At 42.7% G+C, this 21,072-nt stretch carries 21 protein-coding genes; 8 read left to right on the forward strand and 13 right to left on the reverse strand.

Annotation, left to right across the window (positions count from 1 at the left end; genetic code table 11):
• Position 1: 1 nt before the first annotated feature.
• From LNTAR_RS10285 to LNTAR_RS10305, 5 genes are read left to right on the forward strand one after another with little or no spacing between them, the layout of a single operon-like run.
• The gene (locus LNTAR_RS10285) at positions 2 to 1,204 is read left to right on the forward strand and encodes a serine/threonine protein kinase (RefSeq protein ID WP_007278633.1); all 1,203 of its coding nucleotides are present in this window, start codon (positions 2 to 4) and stop codon (positions 1,202 to 1,204) included.
• Positions 1,204 to 1,998 (forward strand): metallophosphoesterase family protein, encoded by a 795-nt coding sequence (locus LNTAR_RS25540; protein WP_007278634.1) that lies wholly within the window; start codon positions 1,204 to 1,206, stop codon positions 1,996 to 1,998. The genes LNTAR_RS10285 and LNTAR_RS25540 overlap by 1 nt, the downstream gene beginning before the upstream one ends.
• Complete coding sequence (gene trpE, locus LNTAR_RS10295; protein WP_007278635.1) at positions 1,983 to 3,527, forward strand: anthranilate synthase component I; 1,545 nt, start codon at positions 1,983 to 1,985, stop codon at positions 3,525 to 3,527. The genes LNTAR_RS25540 and trpE overlap by 16 nt, the downstream gene beginning before the upstream one ends.
• Before the next feature lie 11 nt (positions 3,528 to 3,538).
• Positions 3,539 to 4,552 (forward strand): branched-chain amino acid aminotransferase, encoded by a 1,014-nt coding sequence (locus LNTAR_RS10300; protein WP_007278636.1) that lies wholly within the window; start codon positions 3,539 to 3,541, stop codon positions 4,550 to 4,552.
• A complete protein-coding gene (locus tag LNTAR_RS10305; RefSeq protein ID WP_007278637.1) occupies positions 4,539 to 5,327 on the forward strand; it encodes a lysophospholipid acyltransferase family protein in 789 nt (262 codons plus the stop codon). Before LNTAR_RS10300 ends, LNTAR_RS10305 begins: the two co-directional genes overlap by 14 nt.
• On the opposite strand, the gene LNTAR_RS10310 is transcribed toward LNTAR_RS10305, so the two are convergent.
• From LNTAR_RS10310 to LNTAR_RS10345, 8 genes are all read right to left on the reverse strand, one after another.
• Entirely contained in the window at positions 5,328 to 5,600 is a 273-nt protein-coding gene (locus LNTAR_RS10310; protein WP_007278638.1) for an HPr family phosphocarrier protein, read from the reverse strand.
• Between the two features lie 63 nt (positions 5,601 to 5,663).
• A complete protein-coding gene (locus LNTAR_RS10315) occupies positions 5,664 to 6,299 on the reverse strand; it encodes a redox-sensing transcriptional repressor Rex (RefSeq protein ID WP_007278639.1) in 636 nt (211 codons plus the stop codon).
• Between the two features lie 4 nt (positions 6,300 to 6,303).
• Positions 6,304 to 8,607, reverse strand: a complete 2,304-nt coding sequence (locus LNTAR_RS10320) for a peptidylprolyl isomerase (RefSeq protein ID WP_007278640.1) — start codon at positions 8,605 to 8,607, stop codon at positions 6,304 to 6,306.
• Between the two features lie 137 nt (positions 8,608 to 8,744).
• Complete coding sequence (locus tag LNTAR_RS10325; protein WP_007278641.1) at positions 8,745 to 9,641, reverse strand: DUF58 domain-containing protein; 897 nt, start codon at positions 9,639 to 9,641, stop codon at positions 8,745 to 8,747.
• A gap of 93 nt (positions 9,642 to 9,734) precedes the next feature.
• Positions 9,735 to 10,562 carry a hypothetical protein gene (locus tag LNTAR_RS10330; RefSeq protein ID WP_007278642.1) on the reverse strand — a complete coding sequence of 276 codons (828 nt, stop codon included), beginning with the start codon at positions 10,560 to 10,562 and terminating at the stop codon, positions 9,735 to 9,737.
• Positions 10,562 to 10,921, reverse strand: coding sequence for an aspartate 1-decarboxylase (gene panD / locus LNTAR_RS10335; protein WP_007278643.1), 360 nt, complete (start codon positions 10,919 to 10,921; stop codon positions 10,562 to 10,564). The genes LNTAR_RS10330 and panD overlap by 1 nt, the downstream gene beginning before the upstream one ends.
• Positions 10,922 to 10,979: 58 nt before the next feature.
• Positions 10,980 to 11,981, reverse strand: a complete 1,002-nt coding sequence (gene trpS / locus LNTAR_RS10340; protein WP_007278644.1) for a tryptophan--tRNA ligase — start codon at positions 11,979 to 11,981, stop codon at positions 10,980 to 10,982.
• A gap of 81 nt (positions 11,982 to 12,062) precedes the next feature.
• A complete protein-coding gene (locus LNTAR_RS10345; protein ID WP_007278645.1) occupies positions 12,063 to 12,545 on the reverse strand; it encodes an acyl-CoA thioesterase in 483 nt (160 codons plus the stop codon).
• 259 nt (positions 12,546 to 12,804) lie between these two features.
• Between LNTAR_RS10345 and LNTAR_RS10350 the strand changes: the two genes are divergently transcribed.
• Positions 12,805 to 13,599 carry a ThuA domain-containing protein gene (locus LNTAR_RS10350; RefSeq protein ID WP_007278646.1) on the forward strand — a complete coding sequence of 265 codons (795 nt, stop codon included), beginning with the start codon at positions 12,805 to 12,807 and terminating at the stop codon, positions 13,597 to 13,599.
• A gap of 50 nt (positions 13,600 to 13,649) precedes the next feature.
• Here the strand turns inward: LNTAR_RS10350 and rlmN are convergent, their stop codons facing one another.
• Genes rlmN through LNTAR_RS10365 form a run of 3 tightly spaced genes read right to left on the reverse strand, consistent with a single transcriptional unit; the run spans position 13,650 to position 16,004 of the window.
• The gene (gene rlmN / locus LNTAR_RS10355; RefSeq protein ID WP_007278647.1) at positions 13,650 to 14,681 is read right to left on the reverse strand and encodes a dual-specificity RNA methyltransferase RlmN; all 1,032 of its coding nucleotides are present in this window, start codon (positions 14,679 to 14,681) and stop codon (positions 13,650 to 13,652) included.
• On the reverse strand, positions 14,674 to 15,138 hold the full coding sequence (locus tag LNTAR_RS10360) for a SixA phosphatase family protein (RefSeq protein WP_007278648.1): 465 nt from the start codon (positions 15,136 to 15,138) through the stop codon (positions 14,674 to 14,676). The genes rlmN and LNTAR_RS10360 overlap by 8 nt, the downstream gene beginning before the upstream one ends.
• A 2-nt stretch (positions 15,139 to 15,140) precedes the next feature.
• Complete coding sequence (locus LNTAR_RS10365; RefSeq protein ID WP_007278649.1) at positions 15,141 to 16,004, reverse strand: hypothetical protein; 864 nt, start codon at positions 16,002 to 16,004, stop codon at positions 15,141 to 15,143.
• Positions 16,005 to 16,191: 187 nt separating this feature from the next.
• Here LNTAR_RS10365 and cobA point away from each other — a divergent pair, with 187 nt between their 5' ends.
• Positions 16,192 to 17,574, forward strand: a complete 1,383-nt coding sequence (gene cobA, locus LNTAR_RS10370) for a uroporphyrinogen-III C-methyltransferase (protein WP_007278650.1) — start codon at positions 16,192 to 16,194, stop codon at positions 17,572 to 17,574.
• Entirely contained in the window at positions 17,555 to 18,238 is a 684-nt protein-coding gene (gene aat, locus LNTAR_RS10375; RefSeq protein WP_007278651.1) for a leucyl/phenylalanyl-tRNA--protein transferase, read from the forward strand. Before cobA ends, aat begins: the two co-directional genes overlap by 20 nt.
• A gap of 162 nt (positions 18,239 to 18,400) precedes the next feature.
• Here aat and lpdA read toward each other — a convergent pair whose 3' ends face one another.
• Both lpdA and odhB read right to left on the reverse strand, forming a co-directional pair.
• Positions 18,401 to 19,804, reverse strand: coding sequence for a dihydrolipoyl dehydrogenase (gene lpdA / locus LNTAR_RS10380; protein WP_007278652.1), 1,404 nt, complete (start codon positions 19,802 to 19,804; stop codon positions 18,401 to 18,403).
• A gap of 11 nt (positions 19,805 to 19,815) precedes the next feature.
• The gene (gene odhB / locus LNTAR_RS10385; protein ID WP_007278653.1) at positions 19,816 to 21,063 is read right to left on the reverse strand and encodes a 2-oxoglutarate dehydrogenase complex dihydrolipoyllysine-residue succinyltransferase; all 1,248 of its coding nucleotides are present in this window, start codon (positions 21,061 to 21,063) and stop codon (positions 19,816 to 19,818) included.
• Positions 21,064 to 21,072: the final 9 nt, after the last annotated feature.

The raw sequence follows: 21,072 nt of genomic DNA on the forward strand, positions 1-21,072 counted from the left end.
AATGAAAGTACAGTGCGAAAGTTGTTTTGGAGTTAATGCTGTAGATGAAGCAGATCTCGGTGAGTACCTTCAGTGTGGTCACTGTGGTGAAGCATTTTTAGTTCCTGATGAACGTTTTGCTCCTGGTGTAGTTATTGATGATTACATTATCGAGAAGAAAATTGGTCAAGGTGGCATGGGGATCGTCTTTAGAGCCCTGCAGATTAGTTTAGATCGTTATGTTGCCCTTAAAATTTTAATGCTCGATAATCAGAGTCAGGACGCAGTGATTGATTTCGTTCGTGAAGCTCGTGCCTCAGCTAAACTCCACCACCAAAATATAGTACAAGCTTATGCAGTGGGTCAAGCAGATGGTGGTGTTTATTACCTCGCTATGGAATTGGTGAATGGCCAAACGCTAAAAGAAATTTTGGATGTTGAGAAAAAAATCACTGTTGATACAGCTTTAAATATCACTAAGCAAGTTTCTGATGCTTTGTCCTATGCTTGGGCGCAGCAGAAATTAGTTCACCGCGACATTAAACCTGACAATATCATGGTTGTTGACGACATGGCAAAGCTGATGGATCTAGGTCTATCTCGTTTTGCTAATGATAAGCTTGAGTCAACCGACGATGAAGATTCAATTATGGGAACTCCACAATATATCAGCCCTGAGCAATTAATTGGTTCTGAAATGGATTTCCGTGGTGATATTTATTCTTTGGGTGCGACACTTTATCACTTCGTTACAGGTGAATTTGCCTTTGGTGGTACGTCGGTAACTGAGATCGCTAGAAAGCATTTACAAGAACCTTTGCGACCGGCGCATGACTTAGATAGTACAATTCCTCCTCAAGTTTCTAAACTCTTAGACCGTATGATGGAAAAGCAGCCGGAAGATCGCTTCCAGAGTATGCAGGACTTGAGTAAAGAAATCGAAAAAACGCGTAAAGCAATTAGTACCAGCACAACTTCAACAAAGCGTGGTTTACATTTAAGATCGAGTTCGTCTCGTAGAAGAAATGTCGAAGGTGGTGGTCGTGTAGCTCACCGTCCAGTTAGAGGTGAAACTCGTGCTCGCGCAAGAGCTGGTGCAGTTGCCCTAAGTCCAGAAGAGTTGAAGTCATACACGGATACATCGGGGCATGGTAAGCTCAAGGCTCTATCCGTAGTCTGTTTTGCGGCGACTATAATTTTAGCCTTGGTTATGTTAGTGATTTGATGAAAATTATTCATTTTTCTGATATTCATGAGGGGGCTTTTCCAGCTCCCTCGTCTTTTTTTAGCAAACGTCTATTCGGTGGTAGCAATTATGTTTTTCGCCGCAAGAAAACGGTTAATTGGTCGCGTCTAGATAAGTTGACTGAATATGTTGAGCAAGAAGGCTTTGATTACGCCATTATTTCCGGTGACTTTACTTCTACGGGTTCAGTTCGTGAATTTGAAATGGTCAAGAAACGCCTCGAAAAGTTACATGCTATAGAGGGCTTGAAGATTTTAGCCGTTCCCGGTAATCATGATAATTATATCGATTGTTCCAAGTCGTATAAAGCTTTAGAAGATTTCATCACATGGCTCACCAAAGGTTTAGTGAAAAATTTTCCTCTTCGCATTGAAGAAGGAGAGGTGGTTTTTTATTTGAGTAATCATGCAGTTCCCCGGCCCGTACAACTCTCTAGTGGCTTCGTGAATGAAGAGACACATGAGCGTTTAGTAGAATGGAGTTCAAAAGATGAGCAAAAAACAAAGATCGCCATCGGTCATTATCCTCTATTAAATGGTGAAGGCAATTCACTTCCCGAACATAAGCTTTTAGTTGATGGAGAGAAAGTGCACAAGCTATTGCAAAGTGGGGCGATTGACATAAATTTGTGCGGACATATTCATCATGCTTTTCTACGAGAAGAAACTGGCGGATCCAAGGAGATCTGTGCGGGTTCTTTAACGATGGGTAGGAAAGCAAATATTTTAGAAATTGACGGCAGAAGAATAGAACAGACATGGAAGATTTTTTAGAAGAGAGCCTTTTGGTGAACATTCATCCTCCAAAGGATGAATTAGCAGATTTAGCGAAGCAAGGGACGCTTATTCCCATATACACAGAGTTGATAGCAGATTTAGAAACCCCTATCTCAGCATTTAGTAAAATTGCCTATGATGAGAACGGCAAGAAAAAACCTTATGCCTTCCTATTAGAGAGTGCAGAAGGTGGAGAGAATATCGGCCGCTACTCATTTATGGGCGTTGACCCAATTGCTTTAATAACTCGTAATGGCGACATGATTGAGTTGAGCGGTGAAACCGAGTCCCGCATAGAAACGACTGATAATACCTTTCAATTTTTAGAAGATTATTTAAAGCCTTATAATCAGGTGCAATTAGAAGGTTTAGCACCTTTTAGCGGTGGTGCCGTTGGTTATGCTTCTTACGAAACAATCCAAGAAATCGAACCTCGAGTTAAATGTAAAGACAAAGAAGATTTTGGGACTCCAGATGCTTTGTTTGGCATCTATGAAACAATTGTTTCTTTTGATCGACTTAAGCAGCGAATTCAAGTGATTAGTCATATAGATTTGCGCAAAGAAGAGCTTGAGGTCGGTTATCAAAAAGCTATAAAGAATATTTCTGATATCGTTTCTAAACTCGGTCAAGAGCGTTCTGCTAAGCCATTGGGCTTGAACTTGGCAAGCGAAGCGCTTGAATCGAAATCAAACATGACTCGTGAAGAATTTTGCGATAAGGTCCTCCGAGCAAAAGAATACATCCGTTCAGGTGATGTGATTCAGGTTGTGCTCTCTCAGCGTTTTGAAGCTGATGTGGATCCTGAGCCTTTAGATTTGATGAGAACCTTGCGTATGATTAATCCCTCGCCCTACATGTTTTGTTTACATTTAGGTGATGACTTTTCATTAGTTGGAGCGAGTCCTGAAGTTCACGCTAAGGGAGAAGAGGGTTTAGTCACTGTTCGTCCGATCGCAGGTACGCGTAAGCGTGGCGCGAATAAAGCTGAAGATGAAGCTTTATCCGCAGATCTATTAGCCGACCCTAAAGAGAGGGCGGAGCATATCATGCTCGTTGATTTAGCTCGCAATGACGTTGGAAGAATCGTTGAAACGGGTTCAGTAGATATTTCTCAATTAATGATTATTGAGAAATATAGTCACGTTCTCCATATTGTTTCTGAGGTTCAAGGTAAGTTGCAAAAAGATTTTGGTCCAGGATCAGTAATGAGTTCGACTTTTCCAGCAGGTACAGTGAGTGGTGCGCCTAAAATTCGAGCCATGGAAATTATCGCTGAGTTAGAGCCCGAAAGACGTGGTGCTTATGCTGGAGCCGTGACCTATTTCTCCTTTAATGGCAATGTAGATTCATGTATTGCTATTCGAACAGCGGTTTTAAAATCAGGAAAAGTTTACGTGCAAGCAGGAGCGGGAGTCGTCGCTGACTCAGACCCCGAATTTGAATACGAAGAAACACGTAATAAAGCTCGAGCAATGCTTGTCGCGTTGAATACTGCGAGTAAAATGAGTGCAGAGAAAAAATAACAGGATATACAATGAGCACCATCGATTGGAACAATCTCAAATTTTCATACTTTCAGACGAAATGTTACGTTCAGTATACATATAAAGATGGTAAGTGGTCTGACTGTGAATACGTTGAAGAACCTTACCTTAAAATGCATGTGGCATCAACGTGTCTTCACTATGGTCAAGCGGCTTTCGAAGGCCTAAAAGCTTATCGCGGTGAAGATGGTCAAGTCAGAGTTTTTCGCCCAGAAGAAAATGCTAAGCGTTTACAGCGCTCTGCAGAGCGTTTGTGCATGGAGCCGGTTCCTACAGAGGTCTTTCTTGATGCGGTAGATAAAGTTCTTCAGTCTAATATTGATTTTTTACCTCCATATGGTTATGGCGCGTCTATGTATATGCGTCCTTTATTGATTGGTACTGGTGCAAGAATGGGTGTTCAACCTTCTGATGAGTACACTTTTATCCTTCTAGTCGTTCCAGTGGGTTCATACTATAAGGGTGGTTTACAATCAGTTCCGGCTTTGGTGATGGAAGATTACGATCGTGCGGCTCCGATGGGAACAGGCAATGTAAAAGCAGCGGGTAACTACGCAACGGGAATGCTTCCTGGAATCATGGCTAATGATCAAGGCTATCCCATTAACCTTTACTTAGATGCCAAAGAGCATAAATATATCGATGAATTTGGGACTTCTAATTTTGTAGGCATTAAAGGCGATTCTTATATCACGCCAAACTCAGCCGCAGTTTTACCAAGTATAACGAATATGTCTCTCATGACTCTCGCAGAAGAAATGGGTATGACAGTTGAGAAGCGCAATGTAAATTTCGACGAGATAACAGACTTGGACGGTATTGCGGCGTGCGGTACAGCAGTTGTGGTGACGCCTATCAGTCATATTGATAAAGCTGGCAAAACTTATAAACCGGCTAAAGAAGGGATTCACTCGCGTTTCCAAGACCTTTACACTCGCATGCAGGAAATTCAGTTAGGTCAATGTGACGATAAATATAACTGGTGTCACATTGTCGCTACCTAAACCCAGTTTAGAAGGGGATGGCTATAAAACTTTAGAGCCATCTCGCAAGTTCATGGATAAGCTCCTTGGGCTTGGAAATCTTTATTTTTATTATAAGGCTTTCAAGCCCATTAATGATTTCTCAAAAATTTGCCAAGCAGGTAATTATGATTTCATCAACCTTGCCAAACACTGTCAGCGCGTTATGCAGGCAGTAGAAGACAGCGGTGGTTCTGTAGAAATTGATGGCTTAGATAATTTAGTTAAAGAACCTCGTGTTTACGTGGCCAACCACATGAGTTCATTGGAGACAGTCACTCTGTCTTATGTCATGCAAAAAGCAGGTCCTTCAATCTTTGTGATTAAAGAAAGTTTGATGACTTACCCAGTGTTTGGTCACATTATGCAGGGAATGAACTGCATTCCCATGACTCGAGATAATCCTATACAAGATTTAAAGACTCTGCTCAAGCAAGGTGGCGAAATGCTGAAGAATGGGACGAGTGTTATCATCTTTCCTCAAAAAACTCGTGGCGTGGAGTTTATTGGTGATGAATTCAATAGTATCGGCTGCAAACTAGCGCGTCGCGCTGGTGTAAAAATTCAGCCATTCGCCCTTGATACCAGCTTTTGGGGGAAGGGTAAAATAGTTTCTGACTATGGCCCAATTACGAGGAGTTCAACAGTGCGTTATAGTTTTGGCGAAGGTATGGATCTTGATGCCAAGAACCAAAAAGAGGTTCATAATAAATGTGTTGAATTTATCGAGAATAAACTCAATCAATGGAAGAACTAATTACTTATCAGGGTAATCGTAGATTTCTTCAAATAATTCAGCAATCTTTTTAGCTGCGGCTTCTTCATCAGAGCCTTCAGCACTTATGCTGACTGAGGCGCCTTGGGGTAAGCCCAGAGATATTAATTCAAGAATATTAGTAAGGTTGGCAGTTTGTCCATCAGCATTAACAGTGATGCTTGATTCAAAGGATTTGGCTCCTTTAACGATTGCCGAACTTGGACGGCAGTGAATGCCGTGAATATTGTTTACTGTTGCATCAATTGTATACATAGCTGTCTATCTCTCTTTGGCCTTTTTGTCAATAAAAAGCCTCAGTATACATTTACAAGTATTTTACAGGGAGCATTTATAGGAAAGTTGCATAAAAGAACAAATGATCTGTTCATAGTGAACAGAGACGTGCTCGGGGACTTTGAGTCGAATACGTGAGTAGTTAAGGATGCCTTTGACTCCAGCGTGAATAGCGAGGTCACAAGTTTTTTGTGCGCGACTCGCAGGAACGCAGAGGGCGGCCATGGTGATGTTTTGTTCCTTGATGATGTTCGACATATCGTCTGAATTAAAAATTTCTACACCACCGATCTTTTTCCCTATAACATTTGGGTCCACATCAAAAGATGCCGAAAGTTTCATGCCATAACGATCAAAAGGGACGTGAGCCGTGATAGCTCGCCCCAAGTTACCCATACCAATGACACAGAGATTTTTCTCGTTTTGCAGATTGAGGGCAATGCGGATATCTTTGATCAACTCAGAACAAAGGTAGCCATGACTTTGGCTGCCTTTGTGTTCGATTTGGAATATATCATGGCGTACTTGGCTCGAGTTATTTCCGTAGACAGTAGCCAAGGCACGACTCGATACGACTTCCTGCTCTTGAGCAATGAATTGCTCAAGAATGAGAAGGTATTCACTCAGTCTTTGGATAACTGGTGGGGAGAGTGTGCCACTTGGCTTCTTGGGAGGCATGTAATTAATTACTTGTGATGGTCACAGAAGTTTTGATTCCCTGGAAGATCTGATCAATCTTCTCGTAGGCCAATCGCGATTTTTCACTCTTCATAAGGCTTTCAAAACTCTCTTTAACTTTATCTTCTTTGCCAGCTTCAATTTTTTTGATGTAAACTAAAATGCTGTCGTTACCGCTAGTCGTGATGTAAGCTGAATCTTTTTCAAGGATTTCGTCGTTGAGTAGGCCAGTGAATTGAGCTTTGTTCTCGGGAGTAATGCTTTGTTCTTCAGCAAATGAATTAGCTTTAAAGAAGGCTCCGGTATCTTCAGCTTTTTCGAGTTCAGTTTTTGATGAGTCCGCTTTAGCTTTAGCAAGAACTTTACCTTGAGCATTAGCTACTTGGAAAGCGATGCTTGACTTAGCGCGTTCAAAAGGAACGTAAGAAGAAGGAACTTCTCTTTCCACTAAGAGGTATTGGATGTCGCCATTTTCAGTAACTGAAGGGTCACTTACAGGACGCGAAGCAGAAAGTGCTGAAAGCATTTGGCCAACTTGTGCAAAAGCTTGTTGGGAGAAACCACCTGGAGGAGTGTAGCCTTGTTGGAGAAGTTGCATAGCGAGCTGCATGCTTTGTTGGTTGCCAGATTGAGGAGTAAGAGGTTGAAGCTTACGCTCATTGAATTGGTGACTTGCCGCTTCAGTTAAAAAGAGGTTGAAGAAGTTTTCATTGCCGCGATTTGATGAGATGAAAGATTGAAGTTTTTCAGCAGCGAGACGAGCTTTAGTACTAGCTTTAGCATGAGTGATGCTCGCGCTGATTTCTTTGCTGGCCTCAGCGAAAGGAGTCTCGTCGCGTTTTTCTTTGATAAGTGTAAAAGTGAATTTTAATTCATTCGCTTCGATGGCAGTTGTTTGACCTTTGGCAATAACAAAGAGGGATTTGTTATTTTCGTTCTCAGAAAGCCATTCAGTATCTGTTTTTTTAATGTCAGCATTTTTCTTGAGTTCTTCTTCAAGATTCTTCGCCTTACTATCAACTAAATCTTTGATAGCCTTGAGAGTTGTTTCGGCAGCTGCGAGTGATTTGTCATCCTTAGCAGTGATGGCGTACTCAGTTGATTTGATTTGTGCAACTTTGTACTTCTCGATGTTCTTGTCGTAGTCTGCTTTGATTTCTTCATCACTTACTGCTACTTCAGAGTAGAGTGTGCTGGGGCTCAAGCTAACGAGACTTAATTGTAGGCTGCGGGGAATGAGGAACTGACGCTTGTTATCTTCATTATTGTAGAAAGCTTGGAGAGGATCAGCACCAAAGTAAGCTTCGATCACTTGTTCACGAATTTGAGCGAAGGGAAGAACTCCGCCTTTAGCAGCAAGGACAGCTACATAGTTGTGTTGAGCACCTTCGATAACTTGGCTAATAGGTTTTTCGCTTGTGAGTTCAATGAGGGCTGTACTTAAAGCGAAGTCACCTTCTACGAGTTGACCGCCATTGATAGCTGAAACGCGAGTTTTTGGAAGTGTGATCACTTCAAGTTTTTTACTTTTGGCTACGGCTTCAAAATTACTTACCTTAACTTTAGCTGCGGCTTCCGCAAAAGTGCTAGCAGCTGTTTTACCTTCAGGGCTTTTTGGGAAGCGAACCACTTGCGCTGAAATGGTATCTTCAAAAGTGAACTCTTCTGGTTTCTCTTTGTAATAAGTGACAAGTTTTTCGTCGATAGCTTCTGTTGCTGAGAAAGTTTTTGCTTGAACCGCAATCGTGCTATTTTGCTGGGCAGCTTTAGCTTTAACTTGTGTTTCATCAACTGTCACACGCTCTTCGAAACTGTCGATGTAATTACGACGAGTAATAATTGTTTTAATAGCAGCATCGAGTTCTTGGCCACCAACACCTAAGCGTGTACGGATAATTTTGATGATATCAGGAGTTAATTGATTCTCATCAGCAAATTTGCGCATCGCTTCGGCATCAACTCCTTCAGCTTTATAAGCACCTGATGCAATGTCTTTTTGCATCTTTTGGTCGAAAGCTTTTTGCGAAAGGACAGCTTCGATGTGAGCGCTATTACTATTATTGAGCTCAATGATCGCTTTACGTTCAATACTGAAAACGATACTCTCTTTTGCTGCAAGTTGGTCGTAGGTGTCTCTGTCGACGAGTTCGCCATCAATAGCGCCAACAGCTCCAGATCGAGTCCCGCTGCTTAAATCGGCAATGCTTACATCACTAAGTGTAAGGATAAATGAAAGGGTGAGAAGACCGAAAACGACCACAAAAAGATTTTTATTTTTACTGAAAGAGTTGTTGAGTGATGAAAACATAGAGTGTCCATTAAAATTGAGGTTAAAACTTGAAAGAGCCTAAGATAAAATCACAATAAATACCGTCAAGTAGTGCAAGGGGTTAAGCACTATAAAAGCCGTTAAAAAACGCTTATATTTGGAAGGGTATGAAGGAATTACATCATTGCGCGTCGTTGACTCATGAAATCGTGGATCGCAAGGTCAAATGGATCAGCGGTATTGATGAAGCACCAAGTGATTTTACTCTCTTGACATTTACCTTTGATTTTACTAATAAAATCTTGGATGAGTTTTTGATAAACTTGGCGAATGGAGTCGGGGTTAGCGACGACTTTGGAGTCGGGACGTTCGCTGTCTTGGAAGCGAGAGAGGTCGCCTTCTTTGAGTTCGATTTCCTCGGGATCAAGGAGGTGGAAAAGCATGATGTCGTGTTTGCCATAACTAAGTGTTTGCAGTGTTTCTAAGGCTTTGTCAGTATCACCCAAAAGATCGCTGAAGCACACGAGCAAACCTTTGTGGCCCAACATGGAAGCCGCATTTGGCAAGGCAGTACTAAAATCGCTGGCTTGTGATTCTTCTTGAGTTCCTAAAGTGTGAATGATTTGCATGAGTTGCTTTTGGCTCGAGCGAGGTTGGATGAAATGACGAACATCATCATCGAAAGTGATGAGACCGGGACTGTCTTGCTGTTGAGTGAGTATTAGGCTAAGTGCGGCGCAGAGGCATGTGGCATATTCCAGTTTACTCAGAGCGTGGCTTTTATAATTCATTGACTCAGAGATGTCGACTAAAAAAGTGCATTCAATATTAGTTTCAGCTTCATATTTTTTGATGTGATATTTGTCTGAGCGAGCGTAAACTTTCCAGTCAATATCTTTGATGGGGTCGCCTTTTATATAGGGGCGGTGCTGACTAAATTGAGTCGAAAAGCCGTGCTGAGCACTACGATGTCGTCCTGTTAGGTAAGCTTCAGCAATACATCGAGCTTGGAGGTCGAGGCGTTCAACAGCGTTGACGACTTCGGGGTTGAGGTATTGGCTTAAATCAGACATGAATCAATCTAATGCCTGTGCAGAGATATTAAATGAATAATGACTTATTTCTTATATCCTGAAACTTGAAACCTGGAACCTGAAACCTGAAAGCTAAATATGCTTATCGCAATAATCATCGCCATCATCGCCTACGCGGAAGATCATGTCGGGGTCTTCATTTTCGGTGATACCACAAGTACTGCACTTGTGAAAGGTAGCTCTGCCTTGGTTGGGGTCGAGTTGCTTTTGGAATTGTTTACTTCTCTTTTTTAAGCTCGCATCGCTGTAGAGGTAAGGCAAGACAAAAGCAGCGTAGTGAAGAAGAGGGATGAAATAAATAAGTGCAACAGCACGTGCGGCAAAGGGGCTTAGTTGAGGTGAATTAAGTGCTGAGAAAGCCATAAAGGCAACAAAAAAACCAGCAATGAAACCAAGATATTTAATTTTGACCGGAATGACAAACATAACCATAATCTCTACATCGGGGAACTTGGTAGCAAAAGCCATGAAGACACCTGCATAGAGTAAATCTTCAGGGAAAGGTACCGCTCTTGAGAAAAAGCGAATACCTGTAAAGATCGCTAGGTAGAGTAGGGCATAAAAGAGAATATAAAGATTATAACGGAACTTGCCCCAAACTTGTTCGAGGCCTCGTCCTGCCATGAGGAAAATGGAGAGTGCAAAAAAGAGCCAAATAATGTTCCAGCCCTGCATAGTTTGAACTGGCGGAGTACAGAGAGCTCCAATAAGGTCGCCGATAATATGAATATTAGCGACTTGAATACGCTCTAAAGTAGAAGCATAGGTGTTGGGGTTTCCTTGGAAAATAAGCTGAATCGAAGCAAAAACAATGACTTTAAGTATGAGGAGCTTCTTGGTGAGGTCGGGGATAGCTAAGTGACCAAACTTGTTTTCCAGCTTATTGAGGAAAGTATTCATTACTTAAGTAATTCGATCTCGTTAACTTCGTTGAGAACTGCAACAGTCGGTTTGTGGCCTTTTTTAATATCTTCAATATCGAAGTAAGCAAAGTTCATGATGATAATGCGGTCGCCAACAGCACCGAGACGGGCAGCTGAACCATTGAGTAAAAAGGAGCGTGAGCCACGTTCTGCCGGAATCACATAAGTTTCGAGGCGTTCACCATTATTAAGGTTACTTACCAAGATTTTTTCGTAGGGAAGTAGTCCTACTTTATCCATCAGGTCCTGGTCGATTCCTAGGCTGCCCTCGTAGTTGAGGTCGGCCTGAGTCACAACGGCTTTATGGATTTTGCTTTTAAGCACTTCGAGTTTCATAAAATTTCTCTATCTATTTAATTTTCGGGAAGATACACTCAAATGTGTTCTTGTAAAGTTAGCAGGGGAAACCCGCTGCTTTTCGTAAGCGTGTGATCGTAGACGAGGCAATATCGCGAGCTTTTTCACCACCTTCTTGAAGGATCTTGTCGAGAGTTTGGCGGTCTTCGATAAGGGCGTCATACTTTTCTCTCATGGGAGCAAATTTGCGTTCGACAGCTTCGTAGAGTTCCTGCTTGGCGTGACCCCAGCCTAAGCCGCCAGCACGGTAGCGTTCGGCGAGTGTATCTTGTTCGCCTTGGTCAGCAAAGAGTTTATAGAGCGAAAAGACATTGCATGTATCAGGATCTTTGGCTTCTTCAATTTCCTGAGAATTCGTGGTGATCTTCATGATCTGCTTACGCATTTTCTTAGGAGTCTGAAAGAGGGGGATCGTATTGTTGTAGCTTTTACTCATTTTACGACCATCGGTACCGATAATGATGTCACAACTCTCAGAGATAATAGCTTCTGGGATGACTAGGATTTCTTCACCATAGTTGTGGTTGATGGATTGTGCGATATCCGCTGTAATCTCAACGTGTTGCTTTTGGTCGCGACCCACGGGAACAATATTGGTGTCGTAGAGTAGGATGTCCGCAGCCATTAACACGGGATAAGTGTAGAGACCCATGTTGACGCCCGAGTCAGTGTCTTTGCCAGCTGCTTGGTTATCTTGAACTTTAGCTTTGTAAGCGTGTGCTTTATTCATCATGCCTTTTGCGGTAAAAGCCATGAGGAAAGTAGCGAGCTCATGAGTTTGAGGAACATCAGATTGACGATAGATCAAGGCATCATTGGGATCGAGGCCACATGCGAGCCAGGTAGCGGCAACTTCGTAGGTATGATCAAGCATCTCTTTAGGATCTTTTACCGTGTTGAGGGCGTGATAATCGGCAATGAAATAACGTGCTTGATACTTTTCCGTTAATTCCAATGCGGGGTTGATAGCGCCGAAGAAATTCCCAAAGTGAGGAGTTCCAGTCGGTTTGATACCTGTAAGTGAGATTTTTTTGTCCACGAATTTACCTTAGAGCTAAGTTTTGATCAGCCCTTTATTAGTCCAAAACTAGCTCTTTTCAAGCTTAGCTCAGCGATTTACTTAGCTCTCTTTACTTTTTATCATGGCGTCAACTTTGTTCTGAAGCATGCGACGTTCACGTCGTTGCTCAGCAAGCTGAAAACGTTCTTTTTCTTTTGCCGTTTCTGGGACAAACTTGGGGACTTCAACAGCTTTGCTGCTTTCGTCAACCGCAACCATGGTGAAGTAGCAGGTATTGGTATGACGAATGCTCTGTAAGTGGAGGTCTTCTGCAATGACTTTGACGCCAACTTCCATTGATGTACGTCCAGTGAAGTTCACTGAGGCCATGAAGGTGAGCAATTCACCAATTTTTATGGATTGTTTGAAGGTCACTTGGTCAACAGAGAGAGTGACGGCATATTTGCCACAATAGCGTGTCGCACATGTGTAGGCAACGCGGTCAAGGAGTTTGAGAAGGTCACCACCGTGCATGTTGCCATTAAAGTTGGCCATTTCGGGTGTAACGAGTACTGACATCTCTGTTTGAGATTTTTTTAACATGATATTCACCTGCAATTGTAAAATAGTTTTCCAATAATGTTATCATAAAATTATTTTTCAAACAAAAATGTAAAAAATAATAAAATAAATTACATAATTGTATCTTCAGCGATGCTGTTATTTTGATAAATAAAGATTTCTTTCTTTTAAAGGCTTAGGAGCTGTTAAGAAAAGCTATTTCCTATTTATTATAGAGTTAAGACTTTATCCGTCATGCGAAGCTTGGCGATGGGCTTAAAATAACAAATAAGGAATAAATATGAAAAAAGTAACAACAATGTTTCTCGTGTTCTTTGCGGCTTTCGCAAGTTTTGCAGCTGAAGTAAAACCGATCAAAGTTCTAATGATCACTGGTGGTGGTTGGCACGATTATAAAACTCAGGCACCACTTCTCAAGAAAACGATTGAAAGTCAAGTAAATGCCGAAGTGACAATTAAGTGGACTTCCACAGATGAGCACCCCGTTAAACCATCAGAGAATAAATTGCCAGAAGTTTTTAAAGGTGATTTTTGTAAAGGCTATGATGTTGTTTTTCACAATCACTGTCAGGTAAAGTTTGAAGATGATGATGCGATTGATAAGGTGATTGATAATCACGTAAAAAATAAAGTAGGCGTGATTATGACTCATGGCTCATTCCACACTTGGTTTAGAACTAAACGTGAAGCATGGGATCGCCTCTGTGGTGTGAATAGTATTCGTCATTATCACAAATCAGCCATTAAAGTTGAAGTTACAGATAAAACTCATCCCGTAATGAAAGCTCTTGGAGTTGATGGTTGGGAAACGAAAGAAGGTGAACTTTATCAGACAAAGCTAAATCCTACAACAAAATCATTGGCGAAAGGTACCACTCTCAAGGGCAAGGCTTTTACTGAAGATTGCATTTTTTCTCATACAGAAGAAGGTTTAAAAATGTTTGGGACGACACTTGGTCATCATAACTCTACAATGGAACAAGCTATCTATCAAAAAATGATGGCTTATGCAGTTCTTTGGAGTGCGGGTAAACTCGATAAAGATGGTAAAGCAGCTGTGGGTTACCTCAAATAGATTTAAGCTCTAAGTCGTATTGATTTTAATTTATAGGCAGCATTCGCTGCCTATTTTTTTTGGTTTTTTGCGGCGAGTTGGCCGCAGGCTGCATCGATGTCACGACCGAGTGAATGACGACGAGTAACTTGGAAATCGCTTTCCTGTAAAACGTCTTGGAAGGCAGACATTTTTTCTTCACTGGAACACTTCCAATTGCCCATGCCCATAGAGTCATTGTAGGGGATGAGGTTGATGATGCAGTTGATACCTTTTAAAAATGCAGCGAGTTCCTGAGCTTGTTCAGGACTGTCGTTGAGGTCTTTAATCAGCAGGTACTGAATCATAAGGTCTCCCGAAGCCAGTTCTTGTGCAGAGAGTAGGGTCTCTTTGATTGTCTCCATGGGGAAAGTCTTATTGATGGGCATCAGGATGTCGCGCACCTGATCATTCGAAGCGTGCAGCGAGAGCGCTAAATTCACTTCTGGAAAACTATGGCGTAGCTTAGTTATATTATCCGTTATGCCAATAGTCGAAACAGTCACTCGTTTTGAGCTTAATCCCATATACGCTGAAGAAAGCATGATTTCGAGAGATTTTAAAACGTTGTCGGTATTGCGAAGGGGTTCGCCCATGCCCATAAAGACAATGTTGCGAACTTTGCGATCTTCTTTACGAAGAATTTCTCCAGCTAAGATGACCTGACCAATGATCTCGGCTAAAGTGAGGTTTCGTTTGAAGCCTAAAGTCGCTGTTGAGCAGAAAGTGCATTTTTCTGTGCATCCAGCTTGGGAAGAGATGCAGAGTGAGGTGCGTCCCGTGCCGATGCGAAGAATCACGGTCTCTATATTGAGGCCGTCTTCAGTTTGTACGAGCAGCTTACTTGCACCATCAATTTTTGAATCTTGGCGAGAGATGATTTTAAGTTGGGGGATTTCAAAATGATCTCGGACGAGTTCGACAAATTTAGGATTGTCGAAGGCTGAGTCTAGGTCGAGAAACTCTCTAAAGAATAGGCGACGAAAACTACGGCGTTTACGTTCGGGAAATTGCTGTTTATTGAAAAAGCTCTCGAGCTCTTGATGGTCGTAGAGGCTAGGCATAGCTGATGACGGTGGCACAAGTTGGGTGGATATCTTCCCATTTTTCTATGTTGAGACTCATATAGCACCAGTCAGCGGGGCTAAAGCCTAAGTAGTCATGGGCTTGGTTGAGCTCTTCGGCTAAAAAGCTAACGCCGGGGTTATGCGCTACAATGATGGCGCGTTGAACACCTTCGGGTATTTCGCTCAAAGCCTCAAGTAAACTGTTTAAGCTGCCATTGTAGATGGATCTAGGTTGCACGATAGGGCAGTTGGGCCAGTTTTGGCTCGCTAAGTCGTAGGTTTCAATGGTGCGTGCAGCAGGGCTCACTAGGGCATAATCGGGAAAAATGTTTTTCTCTTCAAAAACTTTGCCAACTTGCAAAGCTTCTTCTCGTCCTTTACCCCGTAAAGGACGATCAAAATCAGTCAGGGCCTCGCCTGCGTGGGCGTGGCGCAGTATGATCAGTTCAAGCATTCTTAGAAGGGTTGAAAGCCTTGGTTGCGGCCACGGCGCATTTTTTGCTTCTGTGGTTTAGCTTGAGGAGGAGTTTCTAAATGGAGTGAGTACCAACGCTCAGAATAAGCTTTATTAGAAAATTTTGATGCTTGGTTATTGCGAAGGACATCGAGGTTGCTTTTGATCACTTCGTCAGCGCATTTGTCGAGGCCTTTTGTGAGGAGCTCGAGTGCCATTTTACTTTGGTCGGCTTTAGATAGCATCCAGCCGTAAGTATTGTACAGGAAGGCACCTGTAGTACCTTTGGCACGAGAAGTGCCTTTTTTGAATAACTTTGCAATTTGAGAGCCTTCAATTTCTTTAGGGCTCGACTTCTTGTTGAAAGGTGTGCGCATCCACTCACGAGCCATTCTCATAGCCACAAGTTGTGGATCGAAAAGCAGCAGGTCATTTTCGAGTTTATCAGCTTTATCAAATTGTTTGAGGCTGAAGTAGAGCTGGTACTTGAAAGTGCTGACTTGTTTTCTAGCAAGGATACTCCAAGAGAAAAGTTCTTCGGCGGGGTCGAGCATTTTAATAGCTTCTTCAATGCCTTCTTTTTGCATTGCTTCAAGTGTCTTTTGAGCCGCCGCTTGATTGAGTCCGGGCTTGTTTTGCATGCCGTTCATTTTCTTGCGAACTTTGTCTTGCGTTGACTGAATGTGGTCTTGCGTTGCATTGACAATTAAAGTGAGCTTTGAATTGATTTTGCGGTTGACGATAAAGTAAGCTGCAAGAGCCGTGATTACACTAGCAAGACTAATGCCCCAAGATGCATCGGGTAAAAGGCTGTAGGCAACGCCACCGATTGCGCCTGCAATTAGAGCAATGACAAATGATTTCATGTGAGTCCTTAAAATTTGATAAAAAGTAAAAATGTTTTTGGAAAGTAACTCATAAATTAAATGCGTAAAGACGAACTTAAAACTCTTGTGGGCATCTTCTGTCTGTCACCTTTAGAGTCAAGGCTTAACTTTGAATAATTCGCTTCAGTGCTTATACTCAATGGATTATTAATATGAAGAGATTTTTATGAACTACGCAGGCAACTTTTTTTGCATGAATTTGGCTAAGGACTTGGTAGCGAAATTTGCTGAGCTTATGCCAAAAGCAGAGTTTGTCCTACAAGAAAATACTGAACCTAAAGATTATCATACTACCCTAAGTGATTTGAACGCGGGACGCATTGATTTTTTTGTTTGGCCTAAAGAAGATTTTCCTGGTTCGGTAGAGGCGACTTATGACTATTTCATTCACGAAGAAGCCACAGTGGTTTTCATGAAGGGAAATCAAGGCTTTGTCAATTTACGAAAAGCTTTCTCTTTTCCCGTTAGTTTCGTTGGTGCGGGTCCTGGTGAGCCGGAATGGATTACTGTGGAAGGCTTGAATTACCTAAAAAATTGTGATGTCTGTTTCTACGATGCCTTAGTAAATCCTCAAATTCTCAATCACATTGGTCCTGAAACTGAAAGAAAGTATGTTGGTAAGCGCGGTGATTCAACCTCCTTTGATCAAGGTAAAATTAATGAATTAATTTTCAATGCCGTTCGCGATGGTCACAAAGTTTTGCGCTTGAAGGGCGGAGATGCAGGTATCTTGGGTCGAATTCAAGATGAAGTTGACTTCCTCCAAGAATACGAATTGTCTTGGTCAATTAGCCCAGGAATTACGGCAGCACAGGCTTTGGCTCCTTGTACAGGAACTTATTTAACTTCACGAGGTGTGAGCGATCGAGTGATTTTGACCACCGCGCGTCAGGCGGGTGGAGGCCTCAATCAGCTTATGCATTTTGATCGCGCGACTTTAGTGATTTACATGGGGATTTTATCCATTAAAAAAATCTGTTCACAATTACTCGAAGCAGGCTATCCCGAAGATTTGCCCGCCATGCTCGCGATGAACTTGGGCCGTAGTGATTGTCAAGAGTTACGCGGTCAGCTCAACACAATTGCGGAGCTCGCAGAAGAAAATAATTTACGCCCTCCAGGTCTTGTGGTGTTTGGTGATACAGCAGGAATAAAAAGCTTCCCGACTTATTCCCCTCTCTTGGGGCGTCGCGTTATTGTTTGTGGTGGTAGCGAGAGTGCATGGCAGCAAGAAGAAAAATTCTTGCGCTATGCTGGAGCCAAGCCCGTTTATATTCCCAATCTAGATCTTTATCAAGATAGTGATTTGCGTTTCCCAGAATACGATGATGTGATCTTTTTAGATGCACGTGCGGTTTATGCTTTTCAGGGTATGTATAAAGAGCTTCATGATGAAGTGACTTACCTCTGCTTAAATGAGGAGGTCTCGGTGAGTTTTGAATGTCTTTATGGTCAGCAGGCACAAGTGACAGAAAACTCGAGTCTTGTGGGTGAGAGCTTGCGTCAGTATTTATCTCGGAAGTACTTGGATGCTCTTTCTCCTCAATGAAGAACTCAGTTTTCCTCCCGTAGATTACGCGGATGAAAATGGGCTGTTGGCTGTGGGCGGAGATTTAGACCCCCAACGGCTCATTCTTGCTTATCAGTCTGGAATATTCCCTTGGCACGACGAGCCACCCATGTGGTACAGCCCCGATCCTCGCATGGTTTTGGATTTGGAGAATTACAGACCTTCAAAATCTTTATTACGCCGTATTAAAAAGGGTGAGTTTGAAGTGAAGTACGACTCTGCTTTCGGTGGAGTGATTCGATGCTGTGCAGCTTTGCGTGATGATACCTGGATTTCGGAAGATTTTATTGAGTCCTATACCAAGCTCCATGAGATGGGGCTTGCTCATAGTATAGAAACTTATCAAGATGGGCAGTTAGTCGGTGGCCTCTACGGCTTATCAATTGGACAAGCTTTTTTTGGGGAATCCATGTTTCACACTGTGACGGATGCCTCGAAAGTTGCCTTTCACTACCTTGTGCGACAATCGCAAAAATGGGCTTTCGATTTGCTGGATTGCCAAATCAATAATGATCATTTATTGAGTCTTGGGGGAAAAGATATCCCACGTGATGATTATATGGATCTGCTCAAAGAGGCTTTGAGTAAGCCTAAAAAAAATGAATCCTGGAAAAAGTACTCTCCCCAGGATATCTATCTTTGAGCTCTAATAAAAAAGGACTAAAAATCAAAGGTTCCTGATCTTTAGCCCATACCTAAACAAACGCGATCAATGGAGTTCGCATATGAGATTCTATAATAAAGGCTCTTAGTGTTATGACAAGTTAAACTTGATAAATTTAATCAAGTTTAACAAACACTTAACTTAAATATGTATCGGACGATTTTCCGTCGCCATTAAAGCAGCTTCTTTAAAAGATTCTGTATAAGTCGGGTGAGCGTGACAAACTCGACCAATATCCTCAGCAGAAGCCCGGTATTCCATCGCAAGAACCGCTTCGGCAATTAGATCGGCACAACGTGGGCCAATCATATGAACGCCTAAAATTCTATCGGTTTCCGCATCGGCGAGGACTTTGACAAAGCCTTCTGATTCTTCTGAGGCACGAGCGCGGCCAGAAGCACGGAAAGGGAATTTACCCGTTTTATATTTGATCCCAGCTTCTTTAAGCTGTTCCTCAGTTTTGCCTACGCTTGCCACTTCAGGCCAAGTGTAAACAACACCAGGAATGAGATCGTGATCCATGTGCGGCATTTCGCCATTCATGAATTCAACTGCGCAAACGCCTTCTTCTTCCGCTTTGTGAGCTAACATAGCGCCACCAATGACATCGCCAATAGCGAAGATGTGTGCTGCCGATGTTTGTCCGTGATTGTTGACGGGGATAAATCCGCGTTCACCAACTTCAACGCCAGCGGCTTCGAGATTGAGTCCATCAGTGAAAGGTCTACGGCCAACAGAAACGAGTGCGTGGTCTGTCTCAAAAGAGAGTTCATTCCCCTTCTTGTCTTCAGCCGTTACAGTGACTTTGTCGCCTTTCACGGTAGCGCCTGTCACTTTCGTAGAGAGGTGGAATTTAATTCCAAGCTTTTTAAGTGAACGTTGAAGAGTTTTGCCGAGCTCTTTATCCATAGGAGGGACAATGCGATCCATGAATTCAACCACAGTGACTTCAGTTCCTAGACGAGCGTAAACACTACCGAGTTCGAGGCCAATAACACCACCGCCAATAACAACCATTGATTCAGGAAGTTTTTCAAGTGTGAGCGCTTCAGTAGAAGTGATGATACGCTTTTTGTCGCAGGGCATGAAAGGCAGGTCAACGGGCTTTGAGCCAGTGGCAATAATGAACTTGTCACCTTGGTACTGAGATTCTGAACCGTCTTGTGCCGTCACTTTTACTGTATTAGCATCGACAAATGAACCTAGACCTTCGAGACGAGTGATTTGGTTTTTGCTAAAGAGATAGTTGATGCCTTCAGTTGTATTAGATACAACGTCAGTCTTTCTTTTGATCATTTGAGTGAAGTCAACTTTTAAGTCGCCAGTTTGAATGCCGTGTATAGCAAACTTTTCTTTGGCTTGGTGAAAGTGCTCAGATGAATCGAGAAGAGCTTTTGAAGGGATGCAACCCACGTTAAGGCAAGTGCCGCCGAGTGTCGAGTATTTCTCTACGCAAGCGACTTTCATGCCCATTTGAGCGCCACGAATCGCAGCTACGTAGCCACCAGGGCCACCACCAATAACGATTAAATCAAATTTTTCCATGAGTTCAGATCCTAGAGTTCTAAGAGCATGCGAGTCGGATCTTCGAGAAGAGTCTTGATCTTCACGAGAAAACGTACAGCATCAGAGCCATCAATGATACGGTGATCATAACTGACAGCGAGGTACATGATAGGACGAACTTCAACTTGGCCATTAACTGCCACAGGACGTTCTACAATATTGTGCATACCGAGGATAGCGCTTTGGGGACGGTTTAAAATTGGCGTTGAAAGCATAGATCCAAAAGTGCCACCGTTGGTGATAGTGAAAGTACCGCCAGTCATTTCTTCTGGGGTGAGGTCCATGTCGCGACCCTTGAGTGCGAGCTCACGAATCTTTCTTTCTATACCGCTGAAGTTGAGTTGATCACAATCACGAATCACTGGAACCACAAGACCTTTCGGAGTTGATACGGCAATACCCATGTCAACGAAGTCGTGATAGATGATGGAGTTGCCGTCAACTTGTGCATTCATGATCGGGAATTCTTTAAGAGCAATCGCAGTTGCTTTTGTGAAGAAAGACATGAAACCAAGTCCGATTTCGTGCTTGTCTTTAAACTCATCTTTGTGCTGCTTACGCAAATTCATGACAGCAGACATATCAATTTCGTTGAAAGTTGAAAGGATAGCGGCTTCTTGTTGAGCATCAACAAGGCGCTGAGCAATCGTACGTCTAAGACGAGACATTTTTTCTGTGCGTGTTCCGCGAGCTTCCGGAGCAGTAGCTGGAGTGGGTGCCACAGCAGGTACTGGTGCAGGACTAGCATTCTTGTTAGCAACATCTTGAACATTCGGAATTGAACTTGGGATATTGAGAACTTTTTCACGAGCAGCTAAATGCTGAATAACGTCTTCTTTAGTGATGCGGCCATCTTTACCAGTAGCCACAACATCTTGGGCACTAATATTGTTTTCGGCAATAAGTTTACGGGCAGCAGGAGAAGCCATGTCAACGCTTGGAGCGGCTTCGACTTCTTCCTCTGTTTCTTCCACTTCTGCTGTGCTTTCAGCAGCAGAGCCTACACCTTCTTCTAATACAGCGATAACTTCACCAACTTGAACAGTTTCATCTTCTTCAACTTTAATGTGAAGTGTACCAGCTGCAGGAGCTGTAATTGTTAAAGATGCTTTGTCAGTTTCGAGCTCTACCATTGGTTCATCAAGCTCGAGGAATTCACCATCTTCTTTGAACCAGCGAGCGATATCGGCTTCTGTTACTGATTCGCCAGCGGCCGGAACGATAATTTCAATACTCATTTCAAAAAT

Source organism: Lentisphaera araneosa HTCC2155 (assembly GCF_000170755.1).
GTDB lineage: Bacteria > Verrucomicrobiota > Lentisphaeria > Lentisphaerales > Lentisphaeraceae > Lentisphaera > Lentisphaera araneosa.